The following is a 12,398-nucleotide window of genomic DNA, read 5'->3' as shown; positions in this document are numbered from 1 at the left end:
GTCATCCTTTTTCTTATTAGGGATATATATTTAATCTATTTTTTTATATAAGGGCAAATAAATGGTGAACGATGTTCCTCTGTTCACTTCGCTCTGTACCACGATTTTCCCTTTGTATTTTTGAACGATGGAATAACAAACGGTCAGGCCGATACCGGTTCCCCTATCTTTAAGTGAATAAAATGGGGTACCTAGAATTTCAAGCTGTTCTTTTGAGAGACCTATTCCTGTATCCGTTATTCGTATTTTTGCCATAGTGCGTTCCTGCTCTGTTTCCACCTTGATGAATCCAGGTTTGTTCATTGACTCAATTCCATTTTTCATGATATTGACCAGTATCTGTTTAAGTTCGATGGGATTCATGTTAATGTGCAGGTCGTCACGGAAGTCCAGGAGAAAGCCTATGTTACGATTATTGGCGAAACTGGTTAATAAATCGGAAATCTTTTGGATTTCATAATTTAAAGGTATGACCTGTACATTATCCGTATGCGGTTTTGCCAAAGACAAATAGTCATTGATTATCACTTGTGTATATTCAAGTTCCGTAAGCATGGTCTGTACATAAAATTTTTCCGTTTCATTCAGTTCCTTCTCTTGATCTAATAACTGGGCAAACCCTTTAACGACTGTAATCGGATTACGTATCTCATGTGCAATGGTGGCAGCTAGCTGTCCGACTGAGTTCAATTGTTTGGCCTGCTGTATTTCCTTGTGGAATGCATTAGTGGATTCCATCCTATTATTGGTGCCTATGAACACGAATACCAATATGATTTGAATGGCGATGAAATTAAGCGTGTTGCCGAAACTATCCAAAGCGACATATTCATAAGTGTATTGAAGATCCGTTTTTGAAATGATCATGATGGAAGCGGGACCTAATATGATATTTAAAGTGGCCACAACATAAAACCCGATTTTATCAAAGAGAAAAATGGGAAACAAGGGTGCTATAGCAAATAAAGAAAGCATGATTGCTGTATCTGGAAATATCAAAAATTTGCTATATAAATAAACAGTAATTAAGAAAATGAATAGGGTCTTATAAAAATTGACTTCTGTTTTTAAGAAAAATAACAGAGAAATTATCATCCCCGATATTAAAATGACCTGTAATGTCATCTCGTAGGGATTATCTTTCCAACTTATAGGTGATACAGAAATCCCAACTAATAGTAAAAAGGATATCATTGCCATGAATGCTTTCAGTATAAATCGGTGTTTGTTTTGATAATATTGATAATTTTTTAACATAATTCCCCTTAGGATTAATATTCTGTTTGTTTAATAGTAATATGATACTAGTTTTTTGTAAATCAGAAAAAGATAGATTTTGTATTGATAGTCTTTGTATCTATATTTTAGAAAAGACCATACTCCAGGCATGGGTCGGGTGGAATTCAGTACCTGAAGGTCAGGGCAAGGAGTTAAGGGGCAATTCTGTACAGGTCCTCTTGGTATGTCAACATTGGAATATCCGATCTAATATCTGGAATTTATCGGCTTTGAGTTTGATTTAATATGGGTCTGGAAGGCTTAAAGTGTCAATGAAACGGTTAATCAGGTAGAAAAAACTACATGAATGCCTTGTATTTGATAGGTTATTTTAACCATTTTAGATAATATATTATTTCTTTACATTATATTTGCTGTAAGTTCACAATCCCCTTCTAAAATGATGGTAATAGTAGGAGGGAGAGAGGGAAAATGAAAACGAATATAAAGAAATTCAGTTTTTGTATGATGAGTGCGGCTTTTATATTGCAGGCTACTTCCATCGGGACCCTAGCTGCAAATGGAAATCATACCAATTCATCTATTTATGAGAAGAAAATCGTGAATATTGCACATCGGGGAGCTTCTGGTTATGCACCTGAACATACCATTCCAGCTTATCAAATGGGAGAACAAATGAAAGGCGACTACATAGAAATCGATCTTCAAATGACCAAGGATGGTAGATTGATAGCAATGCATGATGAAAAGGTGGATCGTACAACGAATGGTACTGGTCTGGTGAAGGATTTAACGCTGACAGAAATCAAGAAACTGGATGCCGGTACATGGTTCAATGAAAAATATCCGCAATTGGCAAAAGAGGTATATGAAGGGTTAACGGTTCCCACTCTTGAAGAAGTCTTTAAGAAGTTCGGAAAGCAGGCCAATTACTATATCGAAACAAAGTCTCCTGAAGTATATCCGGGAATGGAAGAAGAACTTCTGCAGGTTCTGGAAGAATATAAAATGGTGGATTCAAAAGGCCGAACCAAGAATGTATTAATTCAATCGTTCAGTAAAGAAAGCCTTATGAAGGTTCATGACATGAATCCAAAGTTACCTCTTGTGCAACTTTTTTCTTATAAGAACCCAGCAACCATTTCCGATGAAGAATTGGAGTCCATTAAGGAATATGCAATTGGCGTTGGGCCGAACTTCAATAAGGTGGACGGACAATATGTGAAGATGGTTCGCGACCATGACCTCCAATTCCATCCATATACAGTAAATGAAAGAGCGGATATGAAAAAGGCTCTTGAATGGGGTGCAACGGGGCTGTTTACGAATTATCCCGATGTATTCAACGAGGTACTAAGTGAGTATAAGCACAATAATAATGTTCCTAAATAATGGTTTCATAGGTGAGTCCCGGTTTCCGGGGCTTTTTTTGTCATCCTGGTGCAGCATGATGAAGAGATTCTTGGGAAATTAGATGTTCATAGGCTTAGTAGCCTTTTTTGACGGGTATATCAAATGTATAAAGAATATTTTAGGAGGTTGAATATGAAGGCTGTAACTTTTCAAGGAGCAAAAGATATACAGGTAAAACAAGTTGAAGATCCGAAACTTCAGCAAAAGGATGATATCATCGTCCGAGTGACTTCAACGGCTATTTGCGGGTCCGACCTCCATATATATCAGGGTGCTTTGCCGACGCATAAAGATTATGTCATTGGCCATGAACCGATGGGCATCGTCGAAGAAGTGGGTCCGGAAGTAACAAAGGTGAAAAAAGGGGACAGGGTTGTCCTGCCTTTCAACATTTCTTGTGGGCACTGTTATTACTGTGAACATGATATGGAGAGTCAATGTGATAATTCCAACCCCAATGAAGCGGTGGATACAGGCGGGTACTTTGGTTTTACGAAACGATATGGGAACTATCCAGGCGGGCAGGCAGAATATTTAAGGGTCCCATATGGAAACTTCATGCCGTTTGTCATCCCAGAGTCATGTGAACTTGAAGATGAAGCGCTTTTGTTCATGTCCGATGTGCTGCCAACCGCATATTGGAGTGTAGAGAACGCTGGCGTCAAGAAAGATGATACGGTAGTGGTATTGGGCTGTGGGCCGATTGGGTTGATGGCTCAGAAGTTCGCTTGGATGAAAGGAGCAAAAAGGGTCATTGCCATCGACAATCTTCCTTATAGACTCAATAAGGCTAAACAGATGAATAAGGTTGAGGCGTATAACTTCGATGAATATAACGATATGGGCAGCTACATTAAGGAAATCACTTCTGGCGGGGCAGATGTGGTCATAGATTGTGTAGGAATGGACGGCAAGAAATCAACGATAGAAGCGATTGAGCAAAAGCTGAAACTTCAGGGTGGAACGTTAAGTGCGATCGAGATTGCACTTAACGCCGTACGTAAATTCGGCACGATCCAACTGACTGGCGTATACGGATCCAAATATAATATGTTCCCATTAGGCAATTTATTTGAGCGGAACATTAATCTTAAAATGGGACAAGCACCGGTCATTCACTACATGCCCAAGCTTTTTGATAAGATCACGGCTGGAGAGTTCGACCCCACGGAAATCATATCCCATAAAGTCCCTCTAGAAAAAGCGAGTGAGGCTTATCAAATCTTTAACGATCACGAGGATGAATGTATTAAGGTGGTGCTAAAGCCATAATGTGAAGCTTATAAAAAGTCCAATGTCCTGAGCGGCATTGGACTTTTTAGTTGAGTTCATAAATCGATCAAAATTAATGGTGTATTATCGATAAACGTATAAATGAGGTATGAAATATGAATTTATAATTATGCCCGTGAACTGAGAAAATCAGGATTCGTGGCTTTCGTATCAGGGAAATCCTCGAAATATGACGATTGACCCTTCAGTGTTGAAGGAGCGTATGAATTGAAAAAGAGTCGCTATAAAAATAAGATGCAAGTGAACTTGAATAAGGGTTTTTGGTAATGAAATGTACTATTTTTATTATATAATGATAGTGTCAAAAGGAGGACGTACAGATGGTATATAATTCGGCAACAGAACTTTGTGAAGGGTTTGGGTATCCGCCTGTTCATGTTAAATTGACGATAGAGATCGTCGATAAGAGATTGGGACCTGTAAAGGCGGAAGCAGAGATTGCCATCAAGCCTGTTAAGTCAAAGGAATATCTGGAAGTATTGGTGGAGGAATTGGAATCGGATCATATCTTTGCTGATGAAAATGGCAGTATCTATGGCAGCTTCGGCATCGATCAAAGCATCCAGATATATGATGAAGTCCTGACTACCATTCCGTTCGATGAGTTGATCGGAAATGAAAATTGGAAAGAGACAGTTGAGGAATCCATCACTGTAGAGAAGCTTAGGGAACAACTGGGGAAATCTCTCAATGATTATCAATTCAGTGATTTGAGCGGGAAATATAAATTCAGGAAAAGATGTACGATAACAGAACTACAATTCATAGATTAAACGATAAATGGAGAAGGCGAGATGCTTTCTCTTTTTTCGATGCTATCATAATTAAACGCTGGATCTTTAAAAACTTTTAAATATATACACAGTGTCAAGGAGAGTTCAGTAAGGTTTTAATGGTTTTAACATACTTTTTTTTATAGTTTTACATAGGGTAATATATTGATAAGGGCTGTTTACAAGAAAAAGAAACGTATATTTTAAAAGATAAAAAGGAGAAGATATGAAAATTGGTTTGGTACGGCATTTTAAGGTGGCACATGAATTTCCTACTGGGAGATCAGTGACGGCGGATGATATGAAGCAATGGTTTAAGGACTATGATGCAGCGGATATTATTTATGGAACGACTTTATTTGGCGCGGAGGAATGGGAGGAGTGTTATTGCAGTGATATGTCGAGAGCTGTCAAGACAGCGGAACATATCTATCCAGGTCCGGTTCACCGGATGGAGGAGCTGCGGGAAATACCTTCCCCGCCTCTTAAAGGAAGGGTAAAGCTGCCATTCATCCTTTGGGCTATCTGGATTCGCTGCTGCTCGGTGTTAAACAAGCAGACAAGGGCGGAAATTAAGATCGCAGAGCGAAGGATCAATAAAGTATTGGATGAAGTCTTTGCAAAGGGGGAAAGAGATGTTTTGATCGTGAGTCATGCCGCCCTCATGGTATATATGAGGAAAGAGCTGATCCGACGGGGGTTCACCGGTCCCAAATTCAAGATTGCCAGTAATGGAAAGCTGTATGTATTTGAAAGATGATAAGTGGATAAGAGTTTCCCACTAGAAAAGGTAAGTCATTTTCCGAATAGTTATTCTTTTTTTATTGGTTGTGGTTTATTATTGTAATAGTGTAATTTTTACGAATTCAATAATAGGGAAAGAGGGGTGGACATTTTGCTGAAGGCAGTTTTTTTTGATTTAGATGATACATTACTATGGGATCAGAAAAGTGTAAAAGAGGCTTTTGTGGCCACATGTGAAGTGGCCAAGGAGAAATATGATCTGAATGTCGAGGATTTTGAAGAAGCTGTGCGAAAGGAAGCGCGTGAGCTTTATTCTTCTTACGATACATATGCATTCACCCAAATGATCGGAATCAACCCATTTGAGGGGCTATGGGGAAATTTTCAGGATGATCATGATGAATTCAGGAAGATGGCCGGGATTGCACCGGCTTATCGGAAAGAAGCGTGGACGAGAGGGTTATTGGCATTAGGGATCGATGACCCGGAATTTGGACTTGAACTGGCAGAACGTTTCCCTGCGGAGAGACGCAAAAAGCCATTTATCTATGAAGAAACATTCCGTGTTCTGGATGAATTAAAAGGGAAGTATAAGTTGCTATTGCTTACGAACGGATCTCCTGAGCTGCAAAATACCAAACTTGAAATTACGCCTGAACTGGTTCCTTATTTCGACCAAATCGTGATTTCAGGCGCATTTGGAAGAGGTAAACCGGATGCCTCCATTTTTGAGCATGCTTTGGGGATCATGGAGCTTGATAAGGATGAAGTATTGATGGTCGGCGATAATTTAATGACGGATATCCTTGGAGCATCACGGGTAGGCATAAAGTCGGTTTGGATAAATCGCCATGATAAGGAACGGAATGAAGTGATTCCAACCTATGAAATCAAGCATTTAGAGGAGCTTTACCCTATCCTTGAGAGCCTTGGAAATTAATTAACGGCTCTTCTTCAAATAATAAATTTTGATAGTTGTAATGAAAATATTAGGTCTTTCAAATTATTTACAGAATGAAAAGGGTGAGATATAGTTACCCTGTAATCAATTAAATTATTCAGACTAGGGGTGTCCAATAAAAGTTGGGCTGAGAGAGAAGCGCTTAAGCTTCTTAACCCTCAGGACCTGATCTGGTTCATACCAGCGTGGGGAAGTTAGAATCTACTAAACAATGACATTTCAATTGGTCATTTCTGTAGCCATACTAACGTTAGCCAGGTCTTAAATATGAGATCTGGCTTTTTCGTGCGAAATGGATTGGATTTTGTCCTTTTTAAATGAACTTAAAAAGGAGAAATGAAATCATGATGAGTAATTCAGTAAATGACATGAACGTTTCAATTATGTCCAGTTTTGCCGGGAGTAAAAAAGTGTATGTTGAGGGATCTAGACCCGATATTAGGGTGCCCATGCGTGAAATTAAGCTAAGTCCGACTACAGGTTCTTTCGGCGAAGAGGAGAATCCGCCTTTACGAGTATATGACACAAGCGGCTTTTATACGGATTCAGAATATCCCATTGATATTCATAAAGGTCTTGCCCCGATTAGACGCAGCTGGGTTCTGGAAAGGGAAGATGTTGAAGAGTATGAAGGGCGTGAAATAAAGCCCGAAGATAACGGGTATAAAAAAGAGTCACAAACGAAAGCAGAAATTTTTCCGGGATTGAAAAGAAAACCATTGCGTGCAGCGAAAGGGCAAAACGTAACCCAGCTCCATTATGCCCGAAAAGGTATCATAACTCCTGAGATGGAATTCATCTCGATCAGGGAAAATGTAGCCCCTGATTTTGTAAGAGATGAGGTAGCTAGCGGGAGGGCGATCATTCCGGCAAATATTAACCATCCTGAAAGTGAGCCCATGATCATTGGACGTAATTTTCATGTGAAAATAAATGCGAATATTGGAAATTCCGCTGTTAGTTCATCGATTGAAGCAGAAGTGGAGAAAATGACTTGGGCTACACGTTGGGGTGCAGACAACATAATGGATCTTTCCACCGGTAAGAATATTCACACGACCCGGGAATGGATTATCAGGAATTCTCCTGTGCCAGTTGGGACGGTTCCGATATATCAAGCATTGGAAAAAGTGAATGGAGTCGCGGAAGATTTAAATTGGGAAGTTTTCCGGGATACATTAATCGAGCAGGCTGAGCAAGGTGTGGATTACTTCACGATACACGCCGGAGTGCTTTTGCGATACATTCCCATGACAGCAAAGCGAGTTACGGGAATCGTTTCCCGGGGGGGCTCCATCATGGCACAATGGTGCTTGGCCCACCACCAAGAAAGTTTTCTCTATACTCACTTTGAAGAGATTTGTGAAATCATGAAGGCGTATGATGTCTCTTTCTCATTAGGTGACGGCCTCCGTCCTGGCTCCATTGCAGATGCAAACGATGAGGCTCAATTTGCTGAATTGGAAACACTTGGGGAACTGACGAAGATTGCTTGGAAGCACGATGTTCAAGTCATGGTGGAGGGACCCGGTCACGTACCGATGCATTTGATTAAAGAAAATATGGATAAGCAGCTGGAAGTCTGTCAAGAAGCACCATTCTATACCCTGGGACCATTGACAACGGATATAGCTCCTGGATACGATCATATCACTTCTGCGATTGGTGCTGCCATGATTGGATGGTTTGGAACGGCCATGCTTTGTTATGTGACACCGAAAGAGCATTTGGGGCTTCCGAATAAAGAGGATGTTCGTGTAGGGGTCATTACTTATAAAATTGCAGCCCACGCAGCTGATCTTGCTAAAGGCCATCCCCAGGCACGAAAACGGGATGATGCCCTTTCGAAGGCTAGATTCGAATTCCGTTGGAGAGATCAATTCAATCTTTCCCTCGATCCTGAAAGGGCAGTTGAATATCACGATGAAACACTACCGGCTGAAGGTGCCAAGACAGCCCATTTCTGTTCAATGTGCGGACCCAAATTCTGCAGTATGAGGATTTCTCAAGACATCCGTGATTTGGCGAAGGAAAAGGGTCTGGGCTTTGAGTCGGTAATCGATGAAGGTCTTAAAGAAAAAGCGAATGAATTTAGGAAAACGGACGGGGAAATCTATTTATGATTCCGATGAGAGGGAGAATTCGATGAATCGGGTAATCCAAATAAAAGTTGAAATGAAACAGTTGGAAACTCAATTGGAACAGCTGAAAAGGGAGCTGAACATTTTTCGCGAGAAGTGTAATCATGAATTTGTAAAAACTGATTATAGTCAACAATGCACAAAGTGCCACTTAATCGAAAGTCTGCAATGGTAATGATTCCTTAATCGTCCTTTCATTATCGGAATTAATCCCTTAATCATGTTGGGCATCCAATCACGATGTCAACATGATTAGGGGATATTTCATTATATTTACATTCTTGTTTTATTAATATGAAGAGGAGGAGGGACAAGCCAGTCCTTTCCTTATTCAATCTTAGGAAGTCAGCACCCAATGCAGCTTTATTCGTATGGAATTGTGCGAACATCTGTGCAATATCTTCTCTGATGCATTGACCCATGATTTGGCTGCAAGCAACTAATCCTGCATTAATATCGATTGATACTGAAGCAGAGATTTCAGGATCTTGAAAACGTGCCCCGACTGGAATATCCTCCAAATTAGCTTTAGGCGTTTCAGGTGGTGACGGAGGCAGTCCTACGTTATTTTCTTTTAATAATGATTCAAGTTGGTCATGTTCCTGTTTCCCTTGATTGATCACTTCAACAAGTAATTTATGCTGGCCCTTGTAGCCAGCATGATTAAGCATAGTTTGATGACAGGCAATCAGTCCTTTTGTAGTTGTTAGAAATGCCCATGTTCCAAATACCTCTCCGTAATGCATTGGCTCTTCTTTCGGATTACCGCTTAAAATTCCCATAACCATCCTCCTTGAAATTCACTATTTAACGGATTTAAGTTACCCTGAGTTCATCCAAGTATGCATTGTTGATGTTTGTGAAATGTTAGAGGGCTTTAACGCTTAACCTTTTATTCCTTGTAGCCATTCTTGATAACATTCATCACAGAGCATTTCATTTCTATCCGTGTCAGAAACTTGAAACGTTACCACATGGATTTTTTTTTCTTCCGTAACATCACTACAATAGAAGCATTGATGTGTCATTGGAAATCCTCCCATACATATAAAGTGTCTATAGTTTAAAACGCCACGTTTTTTTTATACAGAAAACATGATGCAGCAGCTTATTGGTCTTCTTGGAAGAGTTTAGATTGAATAATCCAGTTGGGGTTTAACATACTAAACTTGTTCGCATCATTGATAAAACGAGGAGGGAAATACAATGCAAAACCAATATCAACAAGGTCAAGTACACCAGAACATGCAAACGGGTGCCATTCCCCCACAAATGAATCACGGTGGTCACGAAGTATTCGATGTACATGAAGTGTTGTCGGGAACGATTGGTACTTTAAACACGTATACTCTTTTGCGTCAGCATATTCAGGATCAGGAATTACTTGATATTCTGGATCGTCAATATCAGTTCATCCAAGATGAATATAATATTTCACTGGAGTGCTTCCAATCGGGCCAGGATCCTTCTAAACGGACTGAGAGCTACAAAATGAATCAAGGTAACGATTTTATATATGGATTGACACCAACTCAGCCAAAGAAACCTTTGCAATCCGTATCGGAAATTACGGATGAATGCATTTCAGGTTTGATGCTTGGAGCTGTTAAGTCTGCTGCATCCATGAAAGCGATGGCAGCGCTTGAAATAACGAATCCGGTGGTTCGCCGCGTATTTGCAGATTCCGTTCCGAACTGCATTGAAATGGCATATGAGATTTCGATATATCAAAACAAACATCATTACTATCAAGTTCCGCAGCTTGCACAGCAGGATATGCAGCAAATGTTGAATTCATATGCACCAGCACAAGGAAATAACAATAACAACAACATGAGTCATTAAAAGCATTTGTCAACAACAGAAAGAAGGGATAGGACTATTTGTCCTATCCCTTCTTTCTTACTGTTTCATCTGATTTATATCTTGGATGCATTCCTGGACGAGTGTTACAGCCTGACTCATGGCGGCTCCTCCGCCAAATGCTGCGGTCACACCAATGGCTTCAAGAATTTCCTGTTCGGAACAGCCTTGATCAAGACATCCTTTTGTATGGTAGATAATACAGTATTCATCTTGTGAATATAAGCTTATTCCTAATGCGATAAGCTGTTTTTCTTTCTGGGATAATTGACCTTCTTTAAAGCACTCTTCCGTAAACGAATTGAATTTCTCTGCGAGAACAGGCATTTTATGCGTAAAGGCACCGATTCCAGCTTTATAATCACGAAGAGCATTTTCAGTAGAATTGTTAGCTTCAAATTCCATTTTCCATTCAGCTCCATCCTAAATTTTTTTCATCAAAAATTAGTATGAGCTAAATGTTGGACGATTAAACAGAAACATAGGAGTTTAACTAAGTAATAAGTAGCCTTCCTTCCTACAAGGCAAGTGATTCCTTAGGCCGGGTGGCTTTGAACCATTGATAGCAAAGGATGAAAATAAGTGCAACGTCAATGGCATCGCCGGCATAGTACATTAACATTCCTCCATTTTCCGCTTGTTCCTTTGTGACTCCGCTTGGAGGATGGGCAAAAATATACTTAGAAAGGATATCATGGCCGGCCAGTGAAATTGTAAATACGACAGCACGAAACATGAAGCTGAACCTGTGGGGCGTCGGGTCCATATAAATCATAGACGCAGTGAATAGATAGCCCGCCATGAACACGTGAAAATGCACTAATGCATGTAGAAGGGCATTCTGATGCATCAACCCATATAACTCAGTCGTATAAAGAATCCAAAGCCCCCCAATATTAAGCACAGAAGCAGTGATTGGATTGCTTATAATGCGCAGCGGCCAACTTTTCAACACCTTTGAAAGGCGTCTTGCTGATTGTACATCAAGTGTTCGCAGTGCAAGAGTAATAGGTGCGGTAAACACGAGTAGGATGGGTGCAATCATTCCAAGCAGTAAATGACCAACCATATGCGCCGTGAAATCCATATTCGCGCGATTGGCTATGGGACCTATAATTGCAGAGGCTGCACAGATGGTGCCAAGAATCCAAAAGAGCGTACGGTATAAGGGCCATTTTTTATAGCGGCGGTTTGAAATTACGGCAGCTGCGATATAAATCACTATCACAAGCGCCAGAAGAATCAATAAAATCGGTTCAAAACCAGCCCCATTATCATGAATATGTCCATTACTGTGCATTGCTGGTATCTTCTTTCATTTTAAGTACGCTGCGCCTTGTTTGAATGATAAGGATAATGCCGATCAAGATCATAATTGTGGCTGCAATGTTCCAAATCAAGTCGTATGGGAGAATATCGACATCGTAGCGGATTTGATGGAGACGCATGAGCTTGTGCTGGATGATCCCGTCATATAGCTGGAAAGAACCTGCCCCGAGCAAAACTCCCCCTATCCACCTTTTCAGCCATAATCCCTTTCGACGGCGAAGGTCAGCGTACATGAATAACGACCCGACCGTTGCGAACCAGCTAAGGGCATGAAATAAACCATCCGAGATAAGCCCAATATTGGATGTGGACTTGTCATAGAAATGGTGCCAATGCAATAGTTGATGAAAGATGGACTCATCGATGAATGCCACCAATCCGATCCCGAATAGAAAACCGGACCATAGATTACGAGCGGAATAAGTATAACGTAATTGTGAAATAGATTGATCTTTTTGATTTCGGGGCTTGAAATCCATTTTCCATCCTCCTTTTTAAATTTCCTATATATGGTTCTTTCTACTTTACCCTGTATTGTAAAGTTATAGACAGTAAATGGACCTTTTATAAATCTTATTTATTGAGCGATACATAGCCCAAAGATAGTCCTTGGCTTTTTAGTTCAGTAATCATTGTTAATGG

The 12,398-nt window shown here is 40.2% G+C and carries 12 protein-coding genes, 1 pseudogene and 1 riboswitch; of the genes and pseudogenes, 7 read left to right on the top strand and 6 right to left on the bottom strand.

What is annotated here, in order from left to right; genetic code table 11:
* Positions 1-30: 30 nt before the first annotated feature.
* Positions 31-1,257 (bottom strand): sensor histidine kinase, encoded by a 1,227-nt coding sequence (locus tag ACIROD_RS09710; protein ID WP_101223424.1) that lies wholly within the window; start codon positions 1,255-1,257, stop codon positions 31-33.
* Between the two features lie 453 nt (positions 1,258-1,710).
* On the opposite strand from ACIROD_RS09710, the gene ACIROD_RS09705 reads away from it, so the two are divergent.
* The 6 genes from ACIROD_RS09705 (at position 1,711) to thiC (ending at position 8,546) form a co-directional block, all read left to right on the top strand.
* Positions 1,711-2,631, top strand: coding sequence for a glycerophosphodiester phosphodiesterase (locus ACIROD_RS09705; protein ID WP_402940001.1), 921 nt, complete (start codon positions 1,711-1,713; stop codon positions 2,629-2,631).
* Positions 2,632-2,784: 153 nt separating this feature from the next.
* Positions 2,785-3,924 carry a zinc-dependent alcohol dehydrogenase gene (locus ACIROD_RS09700; RefSeq protein ID WP_402939998.1) on the top strand — a complete coding sequence of 380 codons (1,140 nt, stop codon included), beginning with the start codon at positions 2,785-2,787 and terminating at the stop codon, positions 3,922-3,924.
* 341 nt (positions 3,925-4,265) lie between these two features.
* On the top strand, positions 4,266-4,718 hold the full coding sequence (locus ACIROD_RS09695) for a hypothetical protein (protein ID WP_101223421.1): 453 nt from the start codon (positions 4,266-4,268) through the stop codon (positions 4,716-4,718).
* Positions 4,719-4,944: 226 nt separating this feature from the next.
* On the top strand, positions 4,945-5,478 hold the full coding sequence (locus ACIROD_RS09690) for a histidine phosphatase family protein (protein ID WP_101223420.1): 534 nt from the start codon (positions 4,945-4,947) through the stop codon (positions 5,476-5,478).
* Between the two features lie 135 nt (positions 5,479-5,613).
* A complete protein-coding gene (locus tag ACIROD_RS09685; RefSeq protein WP_402939993.1) occupies positions 5,614-6,402 on the top strand; it encodes an HAD family hydrolase in 789 nt (262 codons plus the stop codon).
* Between the two features lie 115 nt (positions 6,403-6,517).
* A riboswitch (TPP riboswitch) is annotated at positions 6,518-6,632 on the top strand.
* Between the two features lie 135 nt (positions 6,633-6,767).
* Positions 6,768-8,546 carry a phosphomethylpyrimidine synthase ThiC gene (gene thiC / locus ACIROD_RS09680; protein ID WP_101223418.1) on the top strand — a complete coding sequence of 593 codons (1,779 nt, stop codon included), beginning with the start codon at positions 6,768-6,770 and terminating at the stop codon, positions 8,544-8,546.
* 291 nt (positions 8,547-8,837) lie between these two features.
* Here the strand turns inward: thiC and ACIROD_RS09675 are convergent.
* Positions 8,838-9,346: pseudogene (locus tag ACIROD_RS09675) on the bottom strand (DUF3231 family protein).
* A 102-nt stretch (positions 9,347-9,448) separates the two neighbouring features.
* Positions 9,449-9,592 carry a hypothetical protein gene (locus ACIROD_RS09670; RefSeq protein WP_260359199.1) on the bottom strand — a complete coding sequence of 48 codons (144 nt, stop codon included), beginning with the start codon at positions 9,590-9,592 and terminating at the stop codon, positions 9,449-9,451.
* A 178-nt stretch (positions 9,593-9,770) separates the two neighbouring features.
* Between ACIROD_RS09670 and ACIROD_RS09665 the strand changes: the two genes are divergently transcribed.
* Positions 9,771-10,409 (top strand): spore coat protein, encoded by a 639-nt coding sequence (locus tag ACIROD_RS09665; protein WP_101223417.1) that lies wholly within the window; start codon positions 9,771-9,773, stop codon positions 10,407-10,409.
* Between the two features lie 57 nt (positions 10,410-10,466).
* On the opposite strand, the gene ACIROD_RS09660 is transcribed toward ACIROD_RS09665, so the two are convergent.
* The 3 genes from ACIROD_RS09660 to ACIROD_RS09650 form a co-directional block, all read right to left on the bottom strand.
* Positions 10,467-10,832 (bottom strand): carboxymuconolactone decarboxylase family protein, encoded by a 366-nt coding sequence (locus ACIROD_RS09660; protein ID WP_101223416.1) that lies wholly within the window; start codon positions 10,830-10,832, stop codon positions 10,467-10,469.
* Positions 10,833-10,944: 112 nt separating this feature from the next.
* Entirely contained in the window at positions 10,945-11,727 is a 783-nt protein-coding gene (locus ACIROD_RS09655) for a cytochrome c oxidase assembly protein (RefSeq protein WP_230178011.1), read from the bottom strand.
* Positions 11,717-12,235 carry a DUF2243 domain-containing protein gene (locus ACIROD_RS09650; RefSeq protein ID WP_402939988.1) on the bottom strand — a complete coding sequence of 173 codons (519 nt, stop codon included), beginning with the start codon at positions 12,233-12,235 and terminating at the stop codon, positions 11,717-11,719. The genes ACIROD_RS09655 and ACIROD_RS09650 overlap by 11 nt, the downstream gene beginning before the upstream one ends.
* Positions 12,236-12,398: the final 163 nt, after the last annotated feature.

The organism is Peribacillus sp. NPDC101481 (genome assembly GCF_044767165.1).
Lineage (GTDB): Bacteria > Bacillota > Bacilli > Bacillales > DSM-1321 > Peribacillus.
This window is presented reverse-complemented; position numbering and strand designations above follow the sequence as displayed.